27 protein-coding genes and 1 tRNA gene are annotated in these 25752 nt (G+C 75.1%); 17 read left to right on the top strand and 11 right to left on the bottom strand.

Translation table 11 applies throughout. The annotated features are described in order from the left end of the window. Nucleotides 1-69 precede the first annotated feature (69 nt). Nucleotides 70-567, top strand: a complete 498-nt coding sequence (locus ACZ4MO_RS02765) for a MarR family winged helix-turn-helix transcriptional regulator (protein WP_061266562.1) — start codon at nucleotides 70-72, stop codon at nucleotides 565-567. A 19-nt stretch (nucleotides 568-586) separates the two neighbouring features. After that, nucleotides 587-1048: a DUF2809 domain-containing protein gene (locus tag ACZ4MO_RS02760; RefSeq protein ID WP_175007585.1), complete on the top strand. Its 462-nt coding sequence runs from the start codon at nucleotides 587-589 to the stop codon at nucleotides 1046-1048. Here the strand turns inward: ACZ4MO_RS02760 and msrB are convergent. Further along, complete coding sequence (msrB, locus tag ACZ4MO_RS02755) at nucleotides 1017-1445, bottom strand: peptide-methionine (R)-S-oxide reductase MsrB (RefSeq protein WP_175007584.1); 429 nt, start codon at nucleotides 1443-1445, stop codon at nucleotides 1017-1019. The two genes, ACZ4MO_RS02760 and msrB, sit on opposite strands and share 32 nt — an antisense overlap. A 133-nt stretch (nucleotides 1446-1578) precedes the next feature. Next, entirely contained in the window at nucleotides 1579-3093 is a 1515-nt protein-coding gene (locus ACZ4MO_RS02750; protein WP_175007583.1) for a DEAD/DEAH box helicase, read from the bottom strand. A 187-nt stretch (nucleotides 3094-3280) separates the two neighbouring features. On the opposite strand from ACZ4MO_RS02750, the gene ACZ4MO_RS02745 reads away from it, so the two are divergent. Continuing rightward, a complete protein-coding gene (locus ACZ4MO_RS02745) occupies nucleotides 3281-4105 on the top strand; it encodes a M50 family metallopeptidase (RefSeq protein ID WP_499278586.1) in 825 nt (274 codons plus the stop codon). A 166-nt stretch (nucleotides 4106-4271) separates the two neighbouring features. On the opposite strand, the gene ACZ4MO_RS02740 is transcribed toward ACZ4MO_RS02745, so the two are convergent. Further along, a complete protein-coding gene (locus tag ACZ4MO_RS02740) occupies nucleotides 4272-4553 on the bottom strand; it encodes a HesB/IscA family protein (protein ID WP_021479822.1) in 282 nt (93 codons plus the stop codon). 383 nt (nucleotides 4554-4936) lie between these two features. On the opposite strand from ACZ4MO_RS02740, the gene ACZ4MO_RS02735 reads away from it, so the two are divergent. Then, a tRNA-Lys gene (locus ACZ4MO_RS02735) sits at nucleotides 4937-5009 on the top strand. Nucleotides 5010-5053: 44 nt separating this feature from the next. On the opposite strand, the gene ACZ4MO_RS02730 is transcribed toward ACZ4MO_RS02735, so the two are convergent. Beyond that, the gene (locus tag ACZ4MO_RS02730) at nucleotides 5054-5515 is read right to left on the bottom strand and encodes an ATP-binding protein (protein WP_209828309.1); all 462 of its coding nucleotides are present in this window, start codon (nucleotides 5513-5515) and stop codon (nucleotides 5054-5056) included. Between the two features lie 193 nt (nucleotides 5516-5708). On the opposite strand from ACZ4MO_RS02730, the gene ACZ4MO_RS02725 reads away from it, so the two are divergent. Together ACZ4MO_RS02725 and ACZ4MO_RS02720 are read left to right on the top strand one after the other, a co-directional pair. Beyond that, nucleotides 5709-5948 carry a three-helix bundle dimerization domain-containing protein gene (locus ACZ4MO_RS02725; RefSeq protein WP_043655044.1) on the top strand — a complete coding sequence of 80 codons (240 nt, stop codon included), beginning with the start codon at nucleotides 5709-5711 and terminating at the stop codon, nucleotides 5946-5948. Between the two features lie 71 nt (nucleotides 5949-6019). Further along, a complete protein-coding gene (locus ACZ4MO_RS02720) occupies nucleotides 6020-6307 on the top strand; it encodes a DUF4287 domain-containing protein (RefSeq protein WP_034651273.1) in 288 nt (95 codons plus the stop codon). A 114-nt stretch (nucleotides 6308-6421) separates the two neighbouring features. Here ACZ4MO_RS02720 and ACZ4MO_RS02715 read toward each other — a convergent pair whose 3' ends face one another. Further along, complete coding sequence (locus tag ACZ4MO_RS02715) at nucleotides 6422-8068, bottom strand: glucan endo-1,3-beta-glucosidase (RefSeq protein WP_175007581.1); 1647 nt, start codon at nucleotides 8066-8068, stop codon at nucleotides 6422-6424. A gap of 244 nt (nucleotides 8069-8312) precedes the next feature. On the opposite strand from ACZ4MO_RS02715, the gene rlmC reads away from it, so the two are divergent. Next, nucleotides 8313-9437, top strand: coding sequence for a 23S rRNA (uracil(747)-C(5))-methyltransferase RlmC (rlmC, locus tag ACZ4MO_RS02710; RefSeq protein ID WP_175007580.1), 1125 nt, complete (start codon nucleotides 8313-8315; stop codon nucleotides 9435-9437). Nucleotides 9438-9462: 25 nt separating this feature from the next. Here rlmC and ACZ4MO_RS02705 read toward each other — a convergent pair whose 3' ends face one another. Next, nucleotides 9463-10077 (bottom strand): DinB family protein, encoded by a 615-nt coding sequence (locus ACZ4MO_RS02705; protein WP_175007579.1) that lies wholly within the window; start codon nucleotides 10075-10077, stop codon nucleotides 9463-9465. Nucleotides 10078-10125: 48 nt separating this feature from the next. Between ACZ4MO_RS02705 and ACZ4MO_RS02700 the strand changes: the two genes are divergently transcribed. After that, complete coding sequence (locus ACZ4MO_RS02700; RefSeq protein ID WP_175007578.1) at nucleotides 10126-10728, top strand: pyridoxamine 5'-phosphate oxidase family protein; 603 nt, start codon at nucleotides 10126-10128, stop codon at nucleotides 10726-10728. A gap of 139 nt (nucleotides 10729-10867) precedes the next feature. Here ACZ4MO_RS02700 and ACZ4MO_RS02695 read toward each other — a convergent pair whose 3' ends face one another. Both ACZ4MO_RS02695 and ACZ4MO_RS02690 read right to left on the bottom strand, forming a co-directional pair. Beyond that, nucleotides 10868-11473 (bottom strand): ASCH domain-containing protein, encoded by a 606-nt coding sequence (locus tag ACZ4MO_RS02695; protein WP_175007577.1) that lies wholly within the window; start codon nucleotides 11471-11473, stop codon nucleotides 10868-10870. 198 nt (nucleotides 11474-11671) lie between these two features. After that, nucleotides 11672-13285: a methyltransferase domain-containing protein gene (locus ACZ4MO_RS02690; RefSeq protein WP_222592332.1), complete on the bottom strand. Its 1614-nt coding sequence runs from the start codon at nucleotides 13283-13285 to the stop codon at nucleotides 11672-11674. Between the two features lie 264 nt (nucleotides 13286-13549). On the opposite strand from ACZ4MO_RS02690, the gene ACZ4MO_RS02685 reads away from it, so the two are divergent. Next, a complete protein-coding gene (locus ACZ4MO_RS02685; protein WP_074805561.1) occupies nucleotides 13550-13732 on the top strand; it encodes a hypothetical protein in 183 nt (60 codons plus the stop codon). Here ACZ4MO_RS02685 and ACZ4MO_RS02680 read toward each other — a convergent pair. Next, the gene (locus ACZ4MO_RS02680) at nucleotides 13719-14864 is read right to left on the bottom strand and encodes a VanZ family protein (RefSeq protein ID WP_175007576.1); all 1146 of its coding nucleotides are present in this window, start codon (nucleotides 14862-14864) and stop codon (nucleotides 13719-13721) included. The two genes, ACZ4MO_RS02685 and ACZ4MO_RS02680, sit on opposite strands and share 14 nt — an antisense overlap. A 273-nt stretch (nucleotides 14865-15137) precedes the next feature. Between ACZ4MO_RS02680 and ACZ4MO_RS02675 the strand changes: the two genes are divergently transcribed. From ACZ4MO_RS02675 to surE, 5 genes are all read left to right on the top strand, one after another. Continuing rightward, nucleotides 15138-16196, top strand: a complete 1059-nt coding sequence (locus ACZ4MO_RS02675; protein ID WP_021483082.1) for a 2,3-butanediol dehydrogenase — start codon at nucleotides 15138-15140, stop codon at nucleotides 16194-16196. 121 nt (nucleotides 16197-16317) lie between these two features. Next, a complete protein-coding gene (locus ACZ4MO_RS02670) occupies nucleotides 16318-16881 on the top strand; it encodes a TIGR03086 family metal-binding protein (RefSeq protein WP_175007575.1) in 564 nt (187 codons plus the stop codon). Between the two features lie 26 nt (nucleotides 16882-16907). Next, nucleotides 16908-17795: a glycerophosphodiester phosphodiesterase family protein gene (locus tag ACZ4MO_RS02665; RefSeq protein WP_175007574.1), complete on the top strand. Its 888-nt coding sequence runs from the start codon at nucleotides 16908-16910 to the stop codon at nucleotides 17793-17795. A gap of 9 nt (nucleotides 17796-17804) precedes the next feature. Beyond that, nucleotides 17805-18815 carry a PfkB family carbohydrate kinase gene (locus ACZ4MO_RS02660; RefSeq protein ID WP_175007573.1) on the top strand — a complete coding sequence of 337 codons (1011 nt, stop codon included), beginning with the start codon at nucleotides 17805-17807 and terminating at the stop codon, nucleotides 18813-18815. Nucleotides 18816-18875: 60 nt separating this feature from the next. After that, a complete protein-coding gene (surE, locus tag ACZ4MO_RS02655; RefSeq protein ID WP_175007572.1) occupies nucleotides 18876-19649 on the top strand; it encodes a 5'/3'-nucleotidase SurE in 774 nt (257 codons plus the stop codon). Between the two features lie 54 nt (nucleotides 19650-19703). Here surE and ACZ4MO_RS02650 read toward each other — a convergent pair whose 3' ends face one another. Continuing rightward, nucleotides 19704-21308, bottom strand: a complete 1605-nt coding sequence (locus tag ACZ4MO_RS02650; RefSeq protein ID WP_175007571.1) for a mechanosensitive ion channel domain-containing protein — start codon at nucleotides 21306-21308, stop codon at nucleotides 19704-19706. A 29-nt stretch (nucleotides 21309-21337) separates the two neighbouring features. After that, a complete protein-coding gene (locus tag ACZ4MO_RS02645) occupies nucleotides 21338-22060 on the bottom strand; it encodes an antibiotic biosynthesis monooxygenase (protein WP_175007570.1) in 723 nt (240 codons plus the stop codon). 124 nt (nucleotides 22061-22184) lie between these two features. Here ACZ4MO_RS02645 and ACZ4MO_RS02640 point away from each other — a divergent pair, with 124 nt between their 5' ends. From ACZ4MO_RS02640 to ACZ4MO_RS02630, 3 genes are all read left to right on the top strand, one after another. Beyond that, on the top strand, nucleotides 22185-22601 hold the full coding sequence (locus ACZ4MO_RS02640; protein ID WP_175007569.1) for a hypothetical protein: 417 nt from the start codon (nucleotides 22185-22187) through the stop codon (nucleotides 22599-22601). A gap of 53 nt (nucleotides 22602-22654) precedes the next feature. Beyond that, complete coding sequence (locus ACZ4MO_RS02635) at nucleotides 22655-23935, top strand: threonine/serine exporter family protein (RefSeq protein WP_186810319.1); 1281 nt, start codon at nucleotides 22655-22657, stop codon at nucleotides 23933-23935. A 348-nt stretch (nucleotides 23936-24283) separates the two neighbouring features. Beyond that, a complete protein-coding gene (locus tag ACZ4MO_RS02630; RefSeq protein WP_175007567.1) occupies nucleotides 24284-25747 on the top strand; it encodes a D-alanyl-D-alanine carboxypeptidase family protein in 1464 nt (487 codons plus the stop codon). Nucleotides 25748-25752 lie beyond the last annotated feature (5 nt).

Below are 25752 nucleotides of genomic sequence, written 5' to 3'. Positions count from 1 at the left end.
TCGCCCCGCGCGGGTGAGGTTCGCGGGAGGAAGGTGACCGGGCCGTCCCGTTCGCGCCATGATGGCCCTGTGCCCCCCGAGACCGCTCCAGCCCGCCCTGCTCCCGACACCGCGCGCGTCGACGACGACGCGTACGTCGACCTCGAACGCGAGCTGCGGATCCTGCTGCGCCGCGCGGGCGCGGTCGCCACGGGCATGGCGCGCCGCATCCACCCCGACCTCGAGGCGAGCGCCTACCCGCTGCTCGCGCACATCGCCGACCATCCCGGCGTCCGGGGCTCGGAGCTCGCGGCGCAGTTCGGCGTGGGGCGCGCGACGATCTCGCGCCAGCTCAGCCGCCTGCACGACCTCGGCCTCGTCGCGCGCGAGGTCGACCCCGACGACTCGCGCGGGCAGCTCATCACCCTGACGTCCGACGGCGAGGCCCGGCTCCACGCCGCGCACAGCGGGCGGGTCACGTCGATCACCGAGGCGCTCGACGGCTGGGACCGGCGCGACGTCGCGACGCTCGCGACGCTCCTGCACCGGTACTCGGAGGACGTCGTGCGCTGGGCCGCCAACCGGTGACCCTGTCTCCCGGGGCCGCATGACAGCGTCCGACGGCGCCCGGCCGCCCCGCGTGGCCCCGCCGGCTCGCGCGGGGTCCCGAGCCCGACGGCGGCCCGTCGTCGCGCTCGTCCTCGCGGCCGTCGTGGTGCTGGGCCTCGTCGTCGCGACGCGCGTCCCCGACCCGTGGGGCGACGTCGGCGGCGACGTCCTCTACGCCGTCGCGACCTACGTCCTCGTGGTCCTGGTGGCGGCCCGCGTGCGCCCGCTCGTGGCGGGCGCCGTCGCGCTGGGGTGGTGCTGGGCGGTCGAGGCGCTCCAGGCGACGGGCGTCGCCGCCGCCGTGAACGACGCGGTCCCGCCCGCGGCGTGGCTGCTGGGCAGCACGTTCGCGGTGCGGGACCTGGTCTGCTATCTGGTGGGCGTGGCGCTCGCGTGCGCGGTGGACGCGGGCGTCGGCGCCCGGTCGGCTACCGCTCGTCGGCCTCGAACGTCAGGCTGACCGAGTTCATGCAGAACCGGTCGCCCGTCGGGGTCTGGGGCGCGTCGTCGAACACGTGGCCCAGGTGCGAGCCGCAGCGCGCGCAGCGCACCTCGGTGCGCACCATGCCGTGGCTGCGGTCGGTGAGCAGCTCGACGCGGTCGCCCGCGAGCGGGCTGAAGAAGCTCGGCCACCCGCAGTGCGAGTCGAACTTCGTGTCGGAGCGGAACAGCTCGTTCCCGCACGCGCGACACGCGTACACGCCGACGCGCTTCTCGTCGAGCAGCTCGCCCGTCCACGCGCGCTCCGTCCCGGCCTGCCGCAGCACGGCGTACTCCTGCGGGGACAGCTCGGCGCGCCACTCGGCGTCGGTCTTCGCGACCTCGTAGGGCTGGTTCTCGTGGGTCTGGCTGGTCATGATCCACCTCCGACGGTCCCAACCACGCCGACCGCTCCCGTGTTCCCGGCCCCACCCCACCCGCTGGGTGCAGGAAAAAGTCGCGGCCGAATCGGTTCGACCGCGACTTTTTCCTGCACTCAGCGTGGGGGCGTCAGCGCGGGCTGGAGGTCGAGTACACGGTGCTCGATCCGCCGGCCGGGCGCTGCGCGCGGCCGCGGCCGCCGCGACGGCGGCCCGCGGACTGGCCCGCCCCGGCCGCACCGCTGCCCGCACCGGTCGACGCGCCGCGGCCACCCTCGGGACGGCCGCCGGACGAGCGCGCCGGCCGCGAGGCACCCCCGGCGCGCGACGCCGTCGTGCCCTGGCCCGCGGGCTGCGCGGCCGGGCGTGCGCCGCCCTGGCCGCCCCGCCCACGGCGCGACGCGCGCGACCCGCCGTTGGTCGAGCCCGTGCCGCGCTTCGCCTGCGTCTGCGGCGGCGTGATGTCGGCCGGGCGCACGTACTCCGCGACCTCGCCGACGAGCCCCTGGATCGTCGCGTCGCCGGGCGCGACCTGCTGCGGCTGCGCCGTGATCTTGGCCTTGCGCGTGAGGTCGCGCACGTCGCCGCGCTGCTCCGGGAGCATGACGGTGACGACGACGCCCTCCGACCCGGCGCGGGCCGTGCGGCCCGAGCGGTGCAGGTACGCCTTGTGCTCCGCCGGCGGGTCGACGTGCACGACGAGCTCCACGTCGTCGACGTGGATGCCGCGCGCCGCGATGTCCGTCGCGACGAGCACCTTGACCGCGCCCGACGAGAACGCCTCGAGGTTGCGCTCGCGCGCGCCCTGGCCGAGGTTGCCGTGCAGGTCGACGGCGGGGACGCCCGCGGCGGTGAGCTGCTTCGCGAGCTTCTTCGCCTGGTGCTTGGTGCGCATGAACAGCACGCGGCGGCCCGTGCCCGAGGCGAGCTCGTGCACGATCTGCTTCTTCGCGTCCGCGTCGCGCACCGCGAGGATGTGGTGCGTCATCTGCGGGGGCGCGGCCGCGGCGTCGTCCACCGAGTGGCGCACGGGGTTGCTGAGGTACCGCTTGACCAGCTGGTCGACGCCGTTGTCCAGCGTCGCGGAGAACAGCATGCGCTGCCCCTGCTTCGGCGTCTTGTCCATGATGCGCTTCACGCCGGGCAGGAAGCCGAGGTCGGCCATGTGGTCGGCCTCGTCGAGCACGGTGATCTCGATGCCGTCGAGCGTGAGCAGGCGCTGGTTGAGGAGGTCCTCCAGGCGCCCCGGGCACGCGATGACGATGTCGGCGCCCTTGTCGAGCGCGGCGACCTGGCGCGACTGCGCGACGCCGCCGAAGATCGTCGTCGTCACGAGCCCGAGCGCCTTGGCGACCGGCTCCATCGTGGCGTTGATCTGGTTGGCGAGCTCGCGCGTCGGGCACAGCACGAGCGCGCGGGGCCGGCGCGGGTGGCGCGACGACTTCGCCCACGACAGGCGGGCGACGGTCGGCAGCGAGAACGCGAGCGTCTTGCCGGAGCCGGTGCGACCGCGGCCGAGGACGTCACGGCCCTTCAGCGAGTCGGGCAGCGTGGCGGTCTGGATGGGGAACGGGGAGTCGATGCCCTGGCGCGAGAGCTCGCGCACGACAGGGGTGGGCAGGCCGAAGTCGGCAAAGGAAGTCACAGGTGATGGGCCTCTCGGGGCTCAAGGTCGGGGTCCGCCGCACGCAATCCGGGGGGATCTCCACGACGCCGGGCGCGCGGGATCGCGCTGCCCTCGAACGTCCAGTGTCTCATGCCCGACGACGGGCGGCCGGGTGAGGTGCGTCTCGGCACCCTCGGGCACAGGGCCCTGTGGTGGAATGTCGCGCGTGCACGCCCTGGCGAACGCCCTCACCGCCCTGCCCGGCCTCCCCCGAGACCTGGTCACAGGATCGCTCGACCACGCCTCCACCGCGGGCGGTGACGTCGCCGCGTCCGTGGGGGACGTCGTCGGGCAGGTGTGGGAGGCCGCGACGACGCCCGTCCCTCCCCCGGCGGCCGCCGTGGTCGTCGCGATGGGTGCCCTCGCGCTCGTCGTCGTGCTCGTCACGCCCGTGTGGCGCGTGGCCCGGCACGTCGTGACCATCGCGCACGAGGCGTCGCACGCGATCGCAGCCCTGCTGACCGGCCGTCGGCTCGCGGGCATCCGCCTGCACTCCGACACGTCGGGGCTCACCGTGTCGTCCGGGCGCCCGCGCGGGTTCGGCATGGTCCTCACCGCGTTCATGGGGTACGTCGGCCCCGGCCTCATCGGTCTGGGGGCGGCCGCGCTGCTCCGCCAGGGGTACGCCGTCGGGCTGCTGTGGCTGCTCGTCGTGCTGCTCGCCCTCATGCTGCTGCAGATCCGCAACTGGTTCGGGCTCTGGTCCGTGCTCGTCACCGGCGCCGCGCTCGTCGGCGTGTCGTGGTGGGCGACGCCGCCCGTGCAGAGCGCCGTCGCGTACGCCGTGACGTGGTTCCTGCTGCTGGGCGCCGTGCGGCCGGTGCTGGAGCTGCAGTCCGAGCGGTCGCGCGGCCGGGCGGGCACCTCCGACGCCGACATCCTCGCGCGCCTCACCCGCCTGCCCGGCCTGTTCTGGGTCGGGGTGTTCCTCGTCGTGACGGTCGGCGCCGCCGTGCTCGGCGGGTCGTGGATCGTCGGCCCGGCCGCCTGACCCTCGCACCCCGGTCGCACCCCGGTCGAGCGGCCCTCGCACACCGGTCGACACACGACGACGGGCCGCCCGCCGGAGCGAGCGGCCCGTCGTGGGACCGAGGACGCGCCTGGAGGAGGAGGACGCGTCGTCGAGATGGTCCGGCGCGAGCGCCGGGAACGTCCCGTCAGCCCTGCGGCGTCAGGACGAACGCCGGTCCCTGCGCGTTCGGGTCCGTGTCGAGCGTGAGGTTCGCGAGGGTCGGGGCCGTGGCGGACTCCACGAACACCTTCGCCTCGCCGTTCTCCACGACCGTGTCGTCGGGCTGCGGGGCGGGGACGAGCGCGAGCTCGAAGCTGCCCGCCTGGTCCGCGGACTCGGCGATCCGCAGACCGCCTCCCTCGGGGACGCCGGCCTGGGTCTGCAGGTCGTGGACAGCGGTACGGGCGTTGTCGGTCAGGGTAAGCACGAGAGCTCCTCTCGTCGCCGGGCGGAACCTGCGGGACACGTCCGTGCGGCCCACGCCTGGCCGGCGTGACCTGCCGTCGGTGCACCCTCCCGCGGGCTCCTCGGTCTTCTCCACCGAAACAAGAACTCGCGGTCGTCGCAAGCGAGACGCCCGGTTCTCACCACATTTCTCACGGAGCAAGACCGCGGGTGACACGTCGCGGAGCGCCGCATAGGGTGCGCGCCCGCGGGGGTCGACGACGGGTCGGCAGGTTCTGCGGGGATCGGCAGCTCGTGCCGGGATCGGCAGCCGGAGGTGCCGATCCGGGTCGGGACTGCCGATCTCGGTCGCGACTGCCGACGGCGGGGCGCGGGTAGCCTGTGCGTGGACGCCACCGGCGTCGAGGGCCTCTAGCTCAATCGGCAGAGCTGCGGACTTTTAATCCGTAGGTTGTGGGTTCGAACCCCACGGGGCCCACCTCCCGCCGGGGACGCGTCAGCACCTCGCTCATCCGCGGACGCTCAGGCCGTGAACGTCGCCCAGACGGTCTTGACGTCGTCGGTCCGGTACCAGCCGACGTCGAGCGAGAGCTGGCGGGCCATGTGCAGGCCGACGCCGCCCGCGCCGGGGATGCGGCGCCCGGCGTAGACGGGCTCGGTGGACACGTCGTGGTCGGCGACCTCGAGGAGGAACCGGTCACCGCTGCGGGCGAGGCGCACGATCGTCGGGGGCAGGCCGTGGCGCAGCGCGTTGGTCGCGAGCTCCGAGGCGATGAGGACGAGCTTGTCCGGCGTGGACGAGAGCCGACCGGTCGACGCGACGCCCTCGTGCTCGAGCCGCGCGACGAGGCCGGCGCGCAGAGCGGAGAGCTCCTCCGTCGTGGAGAGCACCCACTCCTCCACGGGCTGGTACTCCTCGGGCGGCATCGACGTGATGAGGTCGGCGTCGTCGAGGGGGACGTCGATCAGGGTCTGGTCGTCCACGCGGGGGTACCTCCAGCGGCTTGAAGGAGCGGAGCGGCCACCCTGACACGCGAACCTCCGACCCGCACCCCGTCCCGTCCGGCTCTCCCGGGGCCGCGCCCTGCCGTCGGCCCCTGGCGGATCGGCGGCTGGCCGCCGCCTGTTCATCCCCTGTTGGTTGCGCGCGGGAGGGGTGCGGCCGGACCGTCGGACCATGGCGATCGAGGACGAGGACCGCGAGATCGACGTCGTGGTGGAGCGGGTCAGCACGCGCTTCCCGGACGTTCCGGTGGACGACGTCCGCGAGCAGGTGCTCGCGGAGCTGGGCCGGTACCAGGCCGCGCACGTGCGCGACTTCGTGCCGGTCCTGGTGGAGAACGCGGTGATGGACGTGCTGCGCTCGGGCGAGCGGGCGCACCGGCCGCCCCGCGGGAGCGTGCGCCCCGACCGATGAGTCCGGGTGTGGGCGGTCGTCGGTAGGTTCGCGGCGGGTCGATCGACCTGCCCCGACGACGAGGAGCTCGCATGTCCTTCCAGGCCTATCTCGACGCGGTCGAGGACAAGACCGGTCTGACCCCGCGCCAGCTGGTCGACCTCGCGCACGAGCGCGGGTTCGACGAGACGACGAAGGCGACCCCGATCCTCGAGTGGCTCCGGGACGACTACGGCCTCGGCCGCGGGCACGGCATGGCGATGGTCCACGTCATCACGAAGGGTCCGCAGATCTCGTCGAAGCACGTGGGGTCGGACGGCTCGCACCGCGACGACTCGGACACGTTGTGGCTCGACGGCAAGGCGACCCGGCCGGCCTGACACCCGGCGCGCCCGGCACGGCCGTCCCCGGCCCGCACGCCGGTGCCCGACGACGTCCCGGGAGCGGGCGTCGTCGGGCACCGGGGTGCGGTGCCGCTCGGGCGACGAACGCGGTCAGAGCGTCCAGCGCTGGGCGTCGGTCTGGTTGCAGGTCCAGAGCTGGACCTTCTGGCCGTCACGCAGCGGTGCGCCGCCCTGGGCGTCGAGGCACTTGCCGGACTGCGGGTTGCGCAGCGCCCTGGTCGCGGAGTCGTACGTCCACTTCTGCGCGCCCGTGCCGTTGCACGTGTAGATCCACACGGCGGTGCCGTCGGCCGTCCCGCTGCGCGCGACGTCGAGGCACTTGCCGAGGGCGCGCACCGTCCCGTCGGTGCCGCGCGTCCACTGCTGCGCCGCGTTGCCGCTGCAGGTGGCGAGCTGGACCTGGTTGGTGTCGGTCGGGTCGGCCCACGGGACGTCGAGGCACAGGGTGCTCCCGATGCGGAGCGCGCCCGTCCCGGTGGGCAGACCGCCGGGGGTGCCCGGCTGCTCGGTGCTGCCGCCGTTCCCGATGGGTGTCGCCGTGCCGGTGAACGGGTCGAGCTTGATGTACGCGGCCTGAGGGTTGCCGTCGTGGACGAGCGACTCGTGCGCGCCGACGTCGTCGAACGCGAATGCGTACGCCTTGCCGTTCGCCATCTGCTGGTGCGCGAGCTTCGCGTAGACGTTGGTGCGGGCGTCCTGGTAGAAGCCGGCGTTGCTCGCGTCGGGCTGGTTCGGGTTCGTCAGCGCCGTGGTGCGGACGAGCGCCGCGCACAGGGTGCGGGCGATCGGCCCGACCACGTGGTCGTTGGGCGCCTGGAGGTCCTTGTGGCACCCGTACACGCTCGACGCGTCGGGCTTCTTGAACGCGGCGACCTCCTGTCCGGACCCGTTCCTGAAGCGGAACCAGTCGCCGTCGACCCGGCCGCGGAACTGCGTGCCGGGCTCGTGGGAGAACGGCGTGACGACCATGTCGCGCGTGCGGTACGAGTTCCACACCTCGGTGACGTAGGAGTCGATCGAGGCCGACGAGATCTTCCCGACGTCGATCCCGTGCGACGGGTTGAGCGCGCGCAGGCGGCTCCCGTCGGGCGCGCGCTGCACGAGCCCGCCCCACCCCGCGCTCTCGAGGGCCGTGTAGAACGCCTCGTAGCCGTTCGGCTTGAGCATGCCCGTGCTGAGGACCTGCCCGTCGGCGCGCTGGACGCCCACCTGGTACGGCGCGGACCAGTGGTCCACCTGCGTGCTGTTGATCCACAGGCCGCCGTCGTTGAGCGTGTACTCGGTCCAGTTGAAGAGGATGTTCCGGTTGGGGTCGGAGTCGTTCTGGACGGCGGGCTGGACGAGCCGCCCGTCGAGCACGATCTGGAACGACATCTTCTGGCCGTAGGAGTAGTAGACGCGCCCGGACAGCTTCGGGAGCCGGATCGTCACGGACTGGCCGGGGCCGGGGCCGGCGATCGACGCGTCGGGCGCCGGGACGGGCACGGGCCCGACCCCGCCGGGCCACGGGTGGAACGTGCCGCCCGCGTCCGCCCAGCCGGCGACGCCGTCGCGCTCGCCGAGGACGTACAGGTAGATCGGCCCCCTGCCCGAGTCGTTGGTGATCGTCAGCGGGATGGTCGCGGGGACCGCGCTCGCGGGCGCCGCCACGCCGACCAGCGCCCCGCTCACCGCGAGGACCACGGCGCACAGCGCGGCCCACGCTCGTCTGCTGCTGTTCTTCCTGTCGTGAGGCATACGGGATCTGCTCCTGTTCGGTTGCTCCGTCGAAACCGGTCGCCGGACCGTCCCGGCGACAGCGTTGCCACAGGAGGTGTGGAAGCGCTGCCACGACGGTAACGGACGACGGCTCACGACGCCAGGGAGCGCTCCCTCAGATTTCTGCGGCGCACCTCGCGCCACGTCCGCGCGGGACGCCGCCGCGGTCCGGGCGCGTCCGCGCGCCTCGGGACGGACCTGGGTCGCCCGTAGACTCGAACGAGTGCAGTGCCACCACTACGACGCCGGCCGGTGCCGGTCGTGCACCCTCCTCGACCTCGCCTACCCCACGCAGGTCACCGGCAAGCAGGAGCACTGCGCCGAGCTCCTCGCCCCGCTCGCCCCGGACCTCGCCTGGCTGCCGACGGTCGGGTCGGCGGAGTCCGGCTTCCGCAACAAGGCGAAGATGGTCGTCACCGGCACCACCGACGCCCCGGTGCTCGGGATCCTCGCGGAGGGCGGCGGCGTCGACCTCACCGACTGCCCCCTCTACCCGCCCGCGCTCCAGGCGTCGTTCCCCGCGTTCGCGGAGTTCGTGACGCGCGCGCGGCTCGTCCCCTACGACGTCCGCTCCCGGCGCGGCGAGCTCAAGTACGTTCTCGTCACCCTCTCCCCCGACGGCGACCTCATGGCGCGGTTCGTCCTGCGGTCCACCGAGTCCGTGCCGCGGGTCCGCAAGCACCTGCCGTCCCTGCTCGACGCTCTCCCGTCGCTGCGCGTCGTGTCCGTGAACCTGCACCCCGAGCACAAGGCCGTCGTCGAGGGCGAGACCGAGATCGTCCTCACCGAGGCCGAGACGCTGCGCATGCACGTCAACGGGATCGACCTCCACCTGCGCCCGCAGAGCTTCTTCCAGACCAACACCGACGTCGCCGCGGCCCTCTACCGCCAGGGCCGGGCCTGGGTGGACGACGCCGCACCCGCCTCGGTCTGGGACCTCTACTGCGGCGTCGGCGGGTTCGCGCTGCACGTCGCGGGGCCCGGTCGCGACGTCGTCGGCGTCGAGACGAGCGCGGAGGCCGTCGCGAGCGCGCGGCTCACCGCGCGCGACGCCGGGCTCGACCGCACGACCTTCCTCGCCGAGGACGCGACCGCGTTCGCCCTCTCACGGCAGGACGTGCCGGACCTCGTCGTCGTGAACCCGCCACGGCGCGGCATCGGGGAGACGCTCAGCACCTGGCTGGAGCGGTCCGGCGTCGGGCACGTCGTCTACTCGAGCTGCAACGCGACGACGCTCGCGCGCGACCTGGCCCTCATGCCGTCGCTCCGGCCGCGCGAGGCGCGCGTGCTCGACATGTTCCCGCAGACGTCGCACTACGAGGTCGCGGTCCTGCTCGAGCGCGCCTGACCCCGACCGTGGTGGCGAGCGCCGCTCAGGGTCGCTCCCCCGCGCGGCGGGAGGCCTCGACCGCCGCGGACTCGACCCGCGCGCGGTAGGCGACCCACGCGTCGTCGTCCAGCGCGGGCAGGCTGCTCGGGCCGTTCCCCGCCGCACCGTCGACGAGCTCGCGCACGATGTCCGCGTGCCCGGCGTGGTGCGCCACCTCCGCGAGCACGTGCACGAGCACCTGGTGGAGCGTGACGTCGCGGTTCGCCGGGCGCCACCACGGGACGTGCCCGGGCGCGTCGAGGTCGAGCGACGCCACGGTCGCGTCGCACAGCTCCGACGACCGGCGGAAGAGCTCCAGGATCTCCTCCCGGCTCTCGTCGGCCGTGGCCCACATGTCGGCGTTCACCTCGGCGTCGTCGGCGAACCAGGGCATGTCGAGGTCGTGCGTGCCGCCGAACGCCTCGTGCAGGTAGCCGAGCTGCACGCTGCCCACGTGCTTCACCAGGCCCAGGACGTTCGTGCCGGTGCGCGTGAGCGGACGGCGGACGTCGTACTCGCTCAGCCCCTCCGCCGTGGCGAGCAGCGCGTCGCGCTCCCGGCTCAGGTACCGCAGCAGCGTCGCCTTCGGGTCGTGGTCCGGTGCCGTCCTCGTGCTCATCCACCGGACGCTATCGACGCCCTCCCACACCGGTGCCAGACTCCCCTCATGGCCACCGTGCACGCAGAGATCACCGACCGGCTGGCGGCGTTCGTCCTCGCGCAGCCGGTGTTCTTCGTCGGCACCGCCCCCCTCGCGGCGGACGGTCACGTGAACGTCGCGCCCAAGGGCATGGCCGGGACGTTCGCCGTGCTCGGGCCGCACCGCGTCGCCTACCTGGACTACACCGGCTCGGGCGCGGAGACGCCCGCGCACCTGCGCGAGAACGGTCGGATCGTCGTGATGTTCTGCGCGTTCGACGGCCCGCCGAACATCGTCCGCTTCCACGGGACCGGTCGGTACGTCGAGGCCGGCAGCCCGGAGTTCGACGCGCTGCGCTCCCGCTTCCCCAAGCGCGAGACGGCGGGCCAGCGCGGCGTCGTGGTCGTCGACGTGACGCGGGTCTCCGACTCGTGCGGGTTCTCCGTGCCCCGCATGGCGCTCGTCGAGGACCGGGACCTGCTCGACCGCTGGGCCGACCGCAAGACCCCGGAACAGCTCGAGGCCTACCGCGTCACGAAGAACACCACGAGCATCGACGGCCTCCCGGCGATCGGCGACGGCTCGCAGATCGCGGACACGACGACGCCACAGGAAGCCCTCAGGCGCTGACGCCTCGCCGTCAGGCACGACCTGGGCTCTACCTCGCCGAGGTAGAGCCCAGGTCACGCGAGGTAGAGGCCTGGTCACGAGAGGTAGAGGTCTGGTCTCGCGAGGTAGAGGCCAGGTCGTGCGCGGCGGAGCCCTGATTTCACGAGGAAGGGTCGTCGCCCTCCGTCGCGGCGAGGTAGGCACTCCCGCGCGGCGAGAGGCGGTACCCGACGTCGAGGCTCTCGGTGAGGCCGAGCTCCTTGAGCCGGCGCACGCGCACCTTGAAGTCGTCGCGGGCCGTCCCGAGCCCGGCGGCGAGCTCGCGCGCGACGACGCCCTCGTGCGCACCGATCAGCTCGAGGTACCGGCGGGTCCACGGCTCCGCGGCGGCCCGGTCCTTCCGCGCCAGCGCGGCGTGGATGTGCTCGACGGCGTCCGCGTCGAGGTCCGCGTCCCCACGCAGCGCGACGCGCGGGTCCGGGCCGGCGAGCCGCAGGCCCACGCGGTAGAGGTCGCCCTCGCGCCCGGCGCCCCGCGCCAGCACGCGCTCGGGCGAGGCCATCCCCGCGAGCCGCGCCTCGTCGTCGGACACGGCGGGCTTGCCGTCCGGACCGACGGGCACGCGCTCGACCGACGTCACCTCGACGACGCCGACGCGCGTGCGCTGGAGCGTCCCGACGCGCACGCGCGGCGTCGTCCAGCGGCGGAACGCCAGCGTCACCGTCCCGTCCTGGAGGCCGCGCAGCGTGCGGGCGTCGAGGAGCACGCTCCGAGCCTACGACCACGCCGCCACGCCCTCCCGAGGGAGAGCCCGTCCGGTGAGGGAGAGCCGAGGTCACGACCTGGGCTCTACCTCAGCCCGCTGGTGCTCTACCTCGACCCACCGGGGCTCCACCTCGCGCGACCAGGGCTCTACCTCGCGCACGCCGTGAGACCGGGGCCCTACCCCGGCAGTGCGGGCAGGTCAGGCGAGCTCGGGGCGGCGGGCGACGGTGAGGACGTGGGTGTCGGGCCAGTCGACGGGTTCGCCGGTCGTGGCGTCGTGCAGCGCGGCGACGGGCGCGAACGCGTGCGCGACGACCCACTCGTTGCGCCACGCCCCGCTCCCCGGCTCGAGCTCGAACCCGGCGGCGGTGAGGAGGTCCGCCCACCGCGGGCCGGTGAGGTCGCAGAAGCGCTCGTGGCTCTCGGACAGCCAGTTGTCGACGTAGTCCTTGCGCGTGAGGAACTCCATCGCCTCGCGCAGCGTGAGCCGCCACGACCCGGGGCGCACGCGCTCGGGCCGGAAGTCGGCCCCGGAGAGGCGGGGGAAGTCGTGCGCGAACTGGACGAGCCGGGCGTCGGTCGAGAGCTCCCCGACCCACGCCGCGACGTCCTCGCGCCCGAGGTCGTCGAGGTCGGTGCGCGCGCCGCCGGGTCCGTCGCCGGTCGCGGCGACGCCGTCGTCGGTCCGCAGCGTGAGCACGACGACCCGGTCCGGCTCCGCGGGGCCGCACACGTCCGAGTTGATCCACACACCCCCGGGCCGCGTGTGCGCGTGGACGCGGCGCGCGAACGTCTCGACGTCGCGCACGCCGTCCCCGTACGACGACACCTCGTGCGTGAGCGCGACGGTGAGGGTCGTGTCGACGGAGGCGTCGGGCATCACGGACCGGTCGAGAATGTTGGCCTGCACGAACCACACGTGCGGGTTCGCGAACACGCCCTGCGCCTTCTTGTGCTCGGCCTCCGCGACGAGGTGCCGCGCGACGTCGACCCCGAACAGGTCCGACTCGTGCAGGCGCGGCTCACGCGCCACGTGCTCCAGCAGCCCGCCCGTCGCGCACCCGATGTCGACGATCCGCCCGGGCCGCACGTGCGGGGCGACCTGGGCCCACTTGCGGGCCGACGCGTCCTCGAACGCGGCGGCGTAGGTGCGGTAGTCGCGCGTCGACGTGAGGTCGCCGTCGCCGGACACGACCGGGTCGGCGAAGATGCGCCGCACGTCCTCGACGAACCGGTAGCGCGCGAAGAACTCCGGCACGGCGGGGTGCGCGACGTCGCGCCAGCGCTCGTCCCCCGCGGCGATCTGCTCGACGACGTCCCACGGCCGCGCGGGGAGGTCGCCTCCCGGCTCGGCGGCGTCGAGCTCGACCCCCGCCACCCGGTAGCCGAGGGCGCGGTAGGCGTCGACGAGCGCGGGCGTCGAGCACGCGACGACGGTGTCGGCGGGGTCGGGCGCGACGCCGGTCGCGGTCGCGACGCTCGTCACGACGAGGTGGGCGAAGCGGTCGTCGGGCGCGACGTCGGGCACGGGCACGACGACGGACGCGAGGCCCTCCCGGGTCGTGACGTTCTCGACGAGCGCCTCGCGCCGGTGCCCGGGCAGCGGGTTGCGGCGCGTGCCCGCGTGGTTGGCGGACGTCACGACCCAGACGACCTCCACGTCAGGGGCGCAGCGCACGCGCCGCCCGTCGAGGTCGTGCACCAGCCCGGCGCGCAGCGCGCGGAGGTAGTCGACCTGGTAGCGCGTGACGACGTGGTGGCGGCCGGGGAAGAGGATGCGGCGCACGGGCGGGCCGTCGGTGGGGAGGGGCACCCGCACACGGTGCGGCCAGGCGACACCCGGGCGCAACCCGTCTCACGTCTCGGGCCGCCAGCCGCAGACCTGGGCACGACCCGTCTCACGTCTCGGGCGCCCGGGCGCAGCACCCAGAGGGCGCGCATCCGGGGCACGGCCGCTCACGAGGCGCGGAACGGCGCGGTTCTGTGGGTCCGGGCACGCGTCCGCACCGTGCGACACGCCCGACCTGGACGGTCGTCCACGATGCAGCACGGGGTGGCGTATGCGACGGTATGGGCGATGTTCTGGATCGTGGCAGGGGCTGTGCTCGTCGTGTCCGGCCTCGCGATCGCCGCGACGGCCGTCCGCGGCGCGCGCCGCGCCGGGTCGACGGGTGCGAGCGGCATCGCGATCGCGGTCGGCGGCGGCCTCGTCGTCTGGGGCGCCGTCGCGCTGCTCGTCGGGCTGATCACCGAGGGCTGACCGGGACCTCCCGCGCGTCCACGAGCTCCGCCCCGCTCACCGCGCCCGAGAGCCCGCGGCGCCCCCGCGTGAACGGGACCGCGACGACCGACACCACCGCGAACAGGGCCGCGAGCGGCGCCGCGACCGAGGCGGCCACCCCCACCGCGGCCGGCACCTCCGCCGGCAGGTCGCTCAGCAGACCGAGCGCTCCCCACAGCGCGCCGCCCGCGGCCGCCCGCGCGACGCGCTGCGCCGTCGTGCCGCGCCGACCGGCCCAGCGCGGGGCGAGCCACACCGTCCGCTGGCCCCACGAGGCACCGCCGCCCAGGAACGTCGGCACCACGAACACGACCGCGAACGGCACGAGCGTGCCGAGCATCCACTGGGCCCAGTCCGCGCCGTCGGGCAGCGGCCGCCCGAGGGCGTACAGGACCGTGCGGTAGGCGACCTGCAGCACGACGCCCAGCGCCGTGACGAGCAGCGCGTCGAGCAGCATCCCGAGCCACCGCCGCCACACGGTCACCGGGCGGGCCTCCTCCCGGCGCGCCTCGAGCTCTCCCGCGCGCGGCATCCAGCGCAGCAGGAGGGGCGCCGCGAGCGCCCCGAGGAGCGCGCCGAGCGTGTTGGTCAGCACGTCGTCGACGTCGGCGACGCGGTACGAGCACGGGATGACTCCGAAGATCCCGGTGTACTGCGTCGTCTCGACGAGGAGCGACACGAGCAGGCCGGACAGCGTCGTGACGAGCACCCCGCGGCCGAGGTAGCGCCGCACGAGCACACCCCAGGGGACGAACAGGACGACGTTGAAGACCACCTGGAGCACGGCGGTGCTGCGCAGGGTCGCGCCGAGCCCGAGCCCGGCCGTCTCCCGCCGGACGTCCGCGAGCGAGTGGAACGGCACGAGCTCCGCGCCCGCGACGCCGTACTGCGCGCACCACCGCGCGAGGTCGCCGCTCGGGAGCGGCAGGAGCGTGTACGCCACGAGCGCGACGCCGTAGACCGCGACGGCCGCCGCACCGGCGAGACGCCGGCCGCTCAGGCGTCCGTACCGCCGGTACTGCCACGCGAGCGCGGGCACGAGGAAGGCGGCGAAGAGCAGGGCGCCGCCGAGCAGGCCGACGTACGCGGGCCACGTCCACCGGTCGGTCACGCGGCGGCTCCGCCCTGCGCGGGCCGGCGCCCGGCGCCGGGCGCGGTCGGGTCGAGGGTCGGGGTCGAGGTCGGCGTCACGGGCCCCAGTATCGCGGTCGACGACGACCGGCCCCGTCCGGCGGGACCTTCGGCGCAGCCCGGGGCGAGGGCGCCCGCCTACCGTGGAGGTGCGGTCGGGAATCACGGGTCGCCGAGGGTGCACCGAGGACCCGTCCGGACCGGCCGCCGCGCACCGACCGGTGCGCGCGGCACGACGGACGAGGTGAGCACGATGAAGGCGGCGCGGTACCACGGCAAGGAAGACCTCCGGATCGAGGACGTCCCGGAGCCCGAGACCCGGCCGGGGACCGTGAAGATCCGGCCCGCGTGGACGGGGATCTGCGGCTCGGACCTGCACCTCTACCTCGAGGGCCCGTTCCCGCCCGCGCCGTCGGAGACGCAGCCGCACCCCCTGTCGGGCGAGACGCTGCCCGTCGTGTTCGGGCACGAGTTCTCCGGCGTGGTCGAGGAGCTCGGCGAGGGCGTCGAGGGCCTCGCGGTCGGGGACGCGGTCGTCGTCGAGCCGTTCATGGTGTGCGGCGAGTGCCCGCCGTGCCGCGACGGCCTCTACAACGCGTGCGTGAAGATGGGCTTCATCGGCATCTCGGGCCGCGGCGGCGGGCTGGCCGAGCACGTCGTCGTCGAGCGGCGGTGGGTGCACCCGGTGGGCGACGTCCCGCTGGACCAGGCGGCGCTCATCGAGCCGCTGGCCGTCGCGTACCACGGCGTCCGGCTGTCGGGTGCGCAGGCGGGCGACACGGTCCTCGTCGGCGGCGCAGGGCCGATCGGCCTGCTCACGTGCGCGGTGCTGCACGCGATCGGGGCACGCGCGATCGTCACCGAGGTGAGCGGGGCGCGCAAGGCCAAGGCGCTCGAGACCGGGGTGGCCGACGACGTGCTCGACCCGCGCGAGGTCGACGTCGCCGCCCGCGTCCTCGAGCTCACGGACGGTCGCGGCGCGGACGTCGCGATCGAGTGCTCGGGCGCGCAGCCCGTGCTCGACACGCTGACCCGCGCGCTCAAGGCGGGCGGCACGCTCCAGATCGTGGCGCTGTTCTCCGAGCCGCCGACGCTCGACGTCATGACGGTCCTGCTCCGCGAGCTGACCATCAAGGGCGCGATCGGGTACGCGGACGACCACCCGGCCGTGATCCGGCTCGTGCAGGAGGGCAAGGTGGACCTCGCCCCCTTCGTGACGAGCCGCATCGCCGTCGAGGACGTCGTGGAGAAGGGGTACCGAGAGCTCATCGACCACAAGGACGACCACGTGAAGATCGTCGTGTCGGTGTGAGACGGCGGCCCGCGGCCCCCACCGTCCCCGGGGGCCGCGGGCCGCGCTGCTCGACCTGCGGCGCGCGACGGGGCGTGCCACGGTGGAGGCTCACCGCAGCACCCGGCCCCGGGAGGCCCGCATGGACGTCCTCGCCGCCCACGGCGACGCGATCGGCGCGTTCGACGCGCTCGTGCGCCCGCTGCGCGACGACCGGTGGCCGCTCCCCACGCCCGACGCGGACTGGACCGTGCGCGACCTCGTCAACCACGTCACGGCCGAGCAGCTGTGGGCCCCGGAGCTCCTCGCGGGCCGCTGGATCGAGGACGTCGGTGGCGTCTTCGACGGGGACGTGCTCGGCGACGACCCTGTCGACCGCTGGGTCGACGCGTCCGTCCAGGCGCGCGAGGCGTTCCTCGCGCCCGACGCCCTCGACCGTCGCGTGCACCTCTCGTACGGCGACGAGTCGGGCGCGGAGTACTGCGCGCAGATGACGTTCGACCTCGTGGTGCACGCCTGGGACCTCGCCCGGGCGACAGGCGGGGACGAGGAGCTCGACCCGGCGCTCGTCGCGTGGGCGCTCCGCTACGCCGAGGCGCGCTCGACGTTCCTCGAGCCCGGCCCGCTCTTCCGCGGCCCCCTCGACGTCGACGACGACGCCGACGATCTCACGCGTCTCCTCGCGCTCACCGGTCGCGCGCGCTGACCACCACCCCGCGCGAGACTGGCACCATGCCGTTCGACCGCACCGCACCCGGGACGCCCGCGGAGCCGTCCGACCCACCGCGCCGCCCCCGCCTCCTCGAACCGGCCGCCGACCGCGCGGGCCGGCCCCTCGTCGTCGGGCACCGGGGCAACTCGTCCGTCGCGCCGCAGAACACGCTCGCGGCGTTCGAGGCGGCGTGGCGCGCGGGCGCGGACGCGATCGAGCTCGACGTGCACCTCACCGCCGACCGGCACGTCGTGGTGCTGCACGACGAGGTCGTGGACGAGACCACGGACGGCACCGGCCGCGTGGACGCGCTGACGCTGGCGCAGGTCCGGGCGCTGGACGCCGGGTCGTCGTTCGCGCGGGCGTTCGCGGGCCAGCGCGTCCCGACGTTCGAGGAGGCGGCGCGGTTCGTCGCCGAGCGGCCCGGGATCGAGCTGCTCGTGGAGCTCAAGGGCGTGTGGACGATCGACGACGCGGCGCTCGTGACGGGGGTCGTGGACGCCGCCGGGATCGGGGACCGGGTGGTCGTCCAGTCGTTCTGGCCGCCCACGGTCGCCGCGCTGCGCGACGCCGCCCCGCACCTCGACCGGGCGCTGCTCCTCGCGCTGCACCCGGACAGCCTCGACGAGCTGGTCGCGGTGTGCGCGGACCTGGAGGTCGTGGCGTGCAACCCGGAGGTCGCGCTGCTCGCGCACGAGCCGGGCCTCGTGAGGACGCTGCGCGACGCGGGCCTGCGGGTGCACGTGTGGACCGCGGACGCGCCGGACGAGTGGGACGACCTCCTGGTCCAGGGCGTCGACGGCATCATGACCGACCGACCCGACCGTCTCGTCGGCTGGCTCGACGCACGGCTCGGCCACGCCGGGCGTCCGGGCGCCCGAGAGGTGGACCTCGCGACGTCGCCCTAGCCTCGACGGATGAGCGCGACGACCCCGCCGACGCCCCCGGGTGCGCACCCGCCCGGCACCGCGACGAGCCCTGCCGCGCCCGGCGGCGCGCCCCGCTCGCCCGCGGTGTGCGTGCTCGCCCTGACGCCCCTGCTCGCGATCGAGATCGAGCCCGCCGGGCCGACCGAGACGTCGCCCGAGGTGCACGTCCACCCGGGCGGGCAGGGTCTGTGGCTCGCCCGCATGGCGTACTCGCTCGGGGCGCACGTCGTGGTCTGCGGGCCGTTCGGCGGCGAGACGGGCAGCGTCGCGGCGCACCTCGCCCGCACCGAGAACCTCGAGCTGCGCACGGTCGGCACCGGCGGCAACGGGGCGTTCGTCCACGACCGGCGCAGCGGTCAGCGCACCGAGCTCGTGACGATGGACCCCTACCCCCTGAACCGGCACGAGGTCGACGACCTCTACAGCACCGTCCTGGTCAGCGCGCTCGACGCGGCCGTCACGATCCTCACCGGCTCGGAGACGGGCGTCGGGGTCCCGGCGTCGTTCTTCCGCCGCCTCGCCCACGACCTGCACGCCTCGGACAGCCAGGTCGTCGCGGACCTCTCCGCCGACCAGGCACGGGCCGTCGCCGACGCGCCGGGGGTCGTGCTGAAGATGAGCCACGAGGAGCTCGTCGAGGGCGGCTTCAGCGACGACGAGTCCGAGGAGACGCTCCTGCGGTCCGCGCGCGCCATGGTCGACGCCGGCCCGCGCGCGCTCGTCGTGTCCCGGGCGCACGACCCGTCGCTGCTCGTCACGCGCGAGCACACGTACCGGGTCACGACGCCCCGCGTCACCACCGTCGACCACCGGGGCGCGGGCGACTCGATGACGGCGGGGATCGCCGTCGGGCTGGGGCGCGGGCTCGGCCTGCCCGACGCCGTGCGTCTCGGCGCCGCGGCCGGGGCGCTCAACGTCACGCGGCGAGGCCTCGGGACCGGCCGCCGCGACCAGATCGAGCGCTTCGCGCGCAGCGTCACGGTCGAGGACGTGACCTGACGCCACCCCGCGGAGCGTGACCCCGCACCAGTACCCGGACCCGACCCCCAGGAGGACCTCGTGCGCGCACTCGTGACCAACGACGACGGGATCGACTCCCCCGGCCTGGCGGTGCTCGCCGGGGCGGCGCTCGACGCCGGGTACGAGGTCGTCGTGGCGGCGCCCGCCCGGGAGTCGTCGGGCGCGAGCGCCGCGCTGCTGGGCGCGGAGCGTGACGGTCGGCTCGCCGTCGAGCCGCGGCGGGCACCCGGCCTGCCCGACGACGTCACCTCCTACGCCGTGCGCGCCGCGCCCGCGCTCATCGCGTTCGTCGCCGCCTACGGCGGGTTCGGCCCGCGTCCCGACCTCGTGCTCTCGGGGGCGAACAAGGGCGCGAACACGGGCAACGCGATCCTGCACTCGGGCACGGTCGGCGCGGCGCTGTCCGCGATGACGCACGGCATCCGCTCGCTCGCCGTGTCCGTCGACGCCGCCGAGCCCCGCCACTGGGACACCGCGCGGCTCGTCACGGACCACGTGCTCGCGTGGATGGACGGCGCGCCCGCCGGGGTCCCGCTCGACCGCCGCACGCTCAACGTCAACGTGCCCGACGTCGCCCCCGACCGCCTGCGGGGGCTGCGGCAGGCGCCGCTCGCGTCGTTCGGGCTCGTCCAGGCGAACATCCACGAGGACGGCGACCGGCACCTCGTGCTCCAGTACTCGGGCACCGAGCGGCACTCCGAGCCCGACTCCGACACGGGCCTGCTGACGCGCGGCTGGGCGACCGCGACGCTCCTCGTCGCCCCCTACGCGGACACCAGCCTGGAGGTCCCGCCCCTCCCCGCTCTCCCCTGACGAGCCCCGCCATCGAGCACGGGGTCCGCGACCGCGTCGCGGCGAATCCGGTCGTCAGGCCCGTGCTCGACCGTCGCCGGTCCCGTGGTCGGGGGCGTCGTCGTCCGGCACCGTCTCGTGCTCGGCCGTGCGCTCGCGCTCCTCGATGACGTCCTGGCCGGGACCCGCGAACGCCCGCGATCGCTCCTCGCCCTCGGGCGTCCCGCTGAAGAAGGCGGACTCCGCGGCCTCGGGCAGGTCGTCGTCGTGCCCGACGGCGGGCAGCGGCCGGGTGCTGCCCGGCGCCTCGGCGTCGCCGACGCTCCCGTCCGTCGCCCGGGTTCCGGCGTGGCCGGGACGACCCGCGCCGTCCCGGGGGCCCGGCACGACCCCGACGAGCCGCGTCGGGTCCTCGCTCGGCGCGGCGCCCGCGCCCCGGCCCGCACGCCGGATCGTGCCGAGCACGACGGGCGCGTCGGCACGGCGCGCACCCCGCTCGGCGGGGAGCCGGGGCGGGCGCGCCGGGGCGACGGGACCGTCGTCGTCCGTGGCGTCGCGACCGGGGCCGCCGGGCACGTCCGGACCCCCGGCGCCGAGCCCGTCGCGCTCGTCCGGTCCGTCGAGGTCCAGGGCGTCCACCGCGCGCTCGAGCCGGGTGCGCGGCAGGCCCTGGGGCGCGGCGCGCTGCAACCAGTCGACGAGACCCTCGCGCACGAAGCACCGCAGGTCGAACAGCGTCGGGGCGTCGTGCGCGCTGACGAGCGCGCGCACGCGCACGAGCCCCCCGACGGCGTCGGTCACCTGGAGGATGCCGACGCGCTCGTCCCACAGGTCCGTGAGCCCGAGGAGGCGCCGCAGCTCGGCGCGCATCGGGCCGACCGGCACCTCGAAGTCGAGGTCGAGCTCGACCGTGCCCAGCAGGTCGGCAGCGCGCCGGGTCCAGTTCTGGAACGGCGTCGTCGTGAAGTAGGTCGACGGCATGATGAGCCGGCGGTCGTCCCACAGGTGCACGACGACGTACGTCATCGTGATCTCCTCGATGCGGCCCCACTCGCCCTCGAGCACCACGACGTCGTCGACGCGGATCGCGTCGGTGAACGCGATCTGCATGCCGGCGAAGACGTTGGCGAGCGAGGTCTGCGCCGCGAGCCCCGCGACGATGGAGATGAGCCCGGCCGACGCGAGCAGGCTCGCCCCCGCCGCCCGCGCGGCGGGGAACGTCAGCAGGATGCCCGCGACCGCGCAGACGACGATCACCGCGACGGTGAGCCGCCGCAGCACGGTGATCTGCGTCCGCACGCGGCGCGCGTGCCGGTTGTCGGCCGTGTCCATGCGGTAGCGCTGGAGCGCGGAGTCCTCGAGCACGAACGCGATCGCGCCCACCCACCACGCGCCCACCACGATGAGTGCGATGAGCAGCAGGTGCTCGACGGCGGGCCGCCACGGCGTCCCTGCGTCGGTGGTGACGCGCACGGCGATCCAGACGGCGACGACGGTGAGGACCGCGCGGTCCGGTCGCCGGAGCCGTCGCGACAGGTCCCGGGCCAGCTCGCTGCGCCGCCCGGCCCGCCGGACGACGGCCGAGATCACCGTCCCCAGCACGAAGGCCAGGACCACGCCCGCCGCGACCGCCCCGAGGGTGACGAGGACGTCGGTCGTGCTCTCGAGCTCGGTGTCCATCCCCCCAGGCTAGGCAGGGTGCGAGACCGTCACCTCCGGGCCGTGCGGCGGGCGCGGGGCACCCGGGACCGTGGGGGGCGGGCCAGCCACGGGGCGAGCAGCCGCGTGACGCGCGGCAGCACGAGGTAGGTCATGACGGGCGTGAGGACGAGCGTCGTGACGAGCACGCGCGGGACGACGGGCACGTCGTCCCACGCGGGGACCGTGCTCCCGACGAGCACGGTGAACGCGAGGTTCACCGGGAAGAACCCGAGCCAGATGCTCACGGACTGCTTCCAGCGGGGCGGCGCCGCGGCGACCGCCGGGCTCGACGTCGCGGGCGACGGCGCGGGCGTCGTCGGGGCGTCGAACCAGCCCTCGATGCCCGTGCGGCGCTCGACCCGCGTCTCCTCGACGAGGTCCCGGCCCTGCGCGAGCCACCCCACCCGGTCGGACGACGTCTCCCACGCGTCGAGCGTCGCGGCGTCGGCGAACCGGTAGAGCATGTGCCAGTCGTGCGACCCGGCGGACGCGCGCACCCAGCCGGAGCCGAGGAAGCCCGGGTAGCGGTTGGCGAGGTTGACCCCGTCCTGCACCCAGCGCGTGACGGCGGGGACGTTCTCGGGTCGGACGCGGCGCTCGATCGCGACGGTCACGGGACCGGCGCCGGTGACGGGCGGTCCGGATCGGGGTCGGGTGGGCGGGCTCGGGGCCAGGGCGGGGGCGGGGTCGCCGCCGGTCCGCCGCACGTCCCCGGGGACGTCGTGGGTCATGGGACGAGTGAACGGCGCCGGTGTTTCCGGGTCGTGAACGCGCGCGGGCGCGGGACGGATCGTCCCGCTGGTCGGGACACGGGCCGACGCGCGCGGCAGCCGGGCCGGGCCTACCGTGGCAGGCATGATCTCGTGGGAGCACGCGCTCGCCCTGCGCGACGCGGGCGTGCGGTGGTCCCCCGCCTCGGGCGACCGCTTCCGCCTCCTCACCACCGGCGCCGACGGCGACGTCTTCACCGTGAGCGACATGACCATCGAGCCGCACGAGTTCGACACGGGCGTCGTGCTCGGCTTCAACGGCACGACGGAGTGGGCGCTCGACTCGGTCGCGCTCGAGGACGCGCTGTGGCACCCGCTGGAGGGACAGCTCCGCGAGCTGCTCGGCGGCACGTTCCGCCGGCTGGAGCGCACGGCCGAGGGCTACGTCGTGCGCACCGAGGTGCTCGGCGAGGCGGCCGAGCACCGCGCCACGGACCCGGCGGACGCCTACGCGGATGCGCTGCTCGCGCTCGTCGCCGTGAGCACGGAGGACCCGCCCTGACCCGCCGCCGGCACGCGACCTGGCTCGACGACGTCCGCCGAGCTCCGTCGGTCGTGCGCCGGGTCCTGCGCGCGCTGGGCGACGAGCCGCCCCTCGCCGTCGAGACCGAGCCGCCCGAGGTCTCGCCCGACCTCGTGCCCCTCCTGCGCGAGCTCGGGACGGCGCTCCTCGACTCCGGTCGCTCGGTCACGGACGTCGAGGACGACCTCGAGGCGGTCGCCCGGAGGTCGGGCGCCTCGACCGTCGGCACCCTCGTCCTGCCCACGGGCGTCTTCGTCCGGGTGAGCACCGCGAGCGGCACGGTGGCGGACTTCTCGGCCGCGGAGGCGAGCGGGCTCAACCTCGACCAGATCGGGGCGCTCATGACGCTCGTGCGCCGCCTGCGCACGTCGGACGTCCCGCTCGCCGACGCACGGGCGCAGCTGCGCGCGATCGTCGGGCGCCCGCCCCGCTTCGGTCCCGCGCTCACGGTCGTCGGGCACGGCCTGCTCACCGTCGGGTTCGGGCTCGTGCTCAACCCGACGGGCCCGCTCCTGCCCGTCTACCTCGCCCTCGGGCTGCTCGTCGGCGCGCTGCGCTGGCTCGGGACGCGCTGGCCGACGCTCGCGACCGCCCTGCCCGTCGTCGCCGCGTTCGTCGTCACGCTCCTCGCCGTGGACGTGGTGCACCCGCGGCTGGGCGACGACCCGCTGAGCGTTCTCGTCCCCCCGCTCGTCTCGTTCCTGCCCGGGTCGGTCCTCACCGTCGCGGCGATCGAGCTGACGAGCAACCAGATCGTCGCGGGGGCGAGCCGGCTCGTCTACGGGATCGCGCAGCTCCTGCTCCTCGTGTTCGGCGTCGTCGCCGGGGCCGCCGTCGGGGGGCCGCTCGTCGCGGCGCCGCAGGGCGACCACCTCGGGTGGTGGGCTCCGTGGGTGGGGATCCTCGCCGTCGGGCTGGGGCAGATGCTCTTCGCGTCGTCCCCGCGCGGGTCGCTCCCCTGGGTGCTGCTCGTGCTGCTCGGCGCCTACGCGGCCCAGCTCCTCGGGTCGCTCGCCGCGGCGCCCCTCGCCGGGTTCTTCGGGGCATTCGTCATCGCCCCGCTCGCCGCGTTGGTCGAGCGCTCGCGGCACGGGCCGCCCGCAGCGGTCACGACGCTGCCCGCGTTCTGGCTCCTGGTGCCCGGTGCGCTGAGCCTCCTGGGCCTCTCGGACCTCGTGAACGGCGGCCCCGAGGCCGCGCAGGAGATCGCGAACGCGGTCGTCGCCGTGTTCGGGATCGCGCTCGGGACGCTCGTCGGATCGGCCGTCACGCGCGATGCAGGACGCGTGACACGTACCCTCTTCACGTCCTGAGCACACGGTCCCCACGCCATTCGCGGGGGTTCCCCTCGTGAGACCACTTCTCTGGACGTCCGTCTAGTTGAAGATGGAACAGCCGACAGGCCTCCGCGGTCCACCCCGAGACCGTGCCTGTCGGCGTCGTGGTGAGAGGGCGCGCTCGCGTCCCGCCCGACCGCACGCCGTCGTGGTCACCCCGCGCTCCCCTGCGCAGGTGCCCAGGGACCGGAGCGCGCCGCGCTCGACCGCCCGCGACCACGACCCGATGATCGGATCGTCCGCTTGACCACTGCACAGCACCTCACGTCCACCCCGACCGGCACCACCGGCGCGTACCCCGCCGTCCGCGGCGAGGCGCGCTAGATGGGCCGCCACACCGCGCGCCGGGCCTCGTTCCCCGCCGCACTCGTCTCCGCCGCCCGCCGTGGCACGCCCGGGACCGGCACCGCCGCGACCCGGCGTCGCCGCACCCTCGGGACCGGCGCCGCCGTCGCGGCCGTCGCGCTCACCGCGAGCACCGCCGCGGCGGCCTTCGCCAACGGGGCGGCGCCGTCCGCGTCGTCCGCCACGACGGACGCGAGCGGCGCGACGCCCGCCGACGCCCCGACGTCCGGCACCGCCGTGGCCCCCGTGGTCCTCGGCGCGCCCGCCGACCTCGCGACCGCCGACCCGGCGACCGTGGAGGCGGCGAGCGACGTGCTCGTCCGAGCCCAGTTCCTCACCGGCGAGGGCGCCGCGTCGCTCACGCCCGAGCAGGTGGCCCAGATCGAGGACGCGCGCACGCGCCTCAGCGAGGCCGTGACCGAGGCGTCCGCGCCCGAGGACGCGGCGCTCCTCGGCTCCCCCGCCGGGCCGGGTCTCGCGAGCCCCGACGACGCCACGGCGTCCGCCGAGGCCGCCGACGAGCCACCGACCGACGACGCCCTCACCGCTGCCGAGACGCTCGGCGCGAGCGTGCCCGCTCTCGACGGCCGCGGCGACGACCGTGCGAGCCGGTCCTCGGCCCGCACGCCGCTCGACGAGCTGGGGGCCGCCGTCCCGACGCTCGACCCCGCGACGCCGGACCTCGCCCAGACGGCCGACGACGCCGCGCCCGGGACGGACGCGGCCACGCCGTCGGCGGACGCCGACGCGGCGACCGAGTCGCCCGAGGAGGACGCGGCAGCCGCGGACACGGCCACCGACGCACCGGACCTCGGCACCGGCGCGCCCGCCGACGCCCCGGCCGAGGACGCGCCCGACGCCGACGAGGCGCCGACGGCTCCCGTCGGCACCGGCGGCACGGAGGAGATCGCCGCGCTGACGGCGGAGCTCACGACCCTGCTCGACGCCGCCGGCTCGGGCGTGACCGTCCAGGTCGTGCCCGGACCGCCGTCGCCCGAGGAGGTCGCCGCCCAGCTCGACCAGTGGGCCACCTCCACCGCGGGCTTCGGCAACGGGCAGATCCCCGCGAGCGCGCTCTGCGAGCTGTCGTTCGCGCCCGGGGAGCAGCTCCGCTGCGACGCCGCCCACCAGATCGAGGCCCTCAACGAGAAGTTCCGCGAGACGTTCGGCGCGAACCTCTCCGTGACGGACTCCTACCGCTCGTACGCGTCCCAGGTCGCCGTGAAGGCGTCCCGCGGCTACTTCGCGGCGCCGCCCGGGATGTCGAACCACGGCTGGGCGCTCGCGCTCGACCTCGGCGGCGGCATCCAGAGCTACGGCACCGCGCAGTACGAGTGGATGCGCGCCAACGCGCCCGCCTACGGGTGGGACAACCCCGAGTGGGCTCGCGCCGGCGGGTCGAAGAACGAGCCCTGGCACTGGGAGTACGGCGACATCTCCTGACGAGC

Source organism: Sphaerisporangium cinnabarinum, from assembly GCF_055567015.1.
This window is presented reverse-complemented; position numbering and strand designations above follow the sequence as displayed.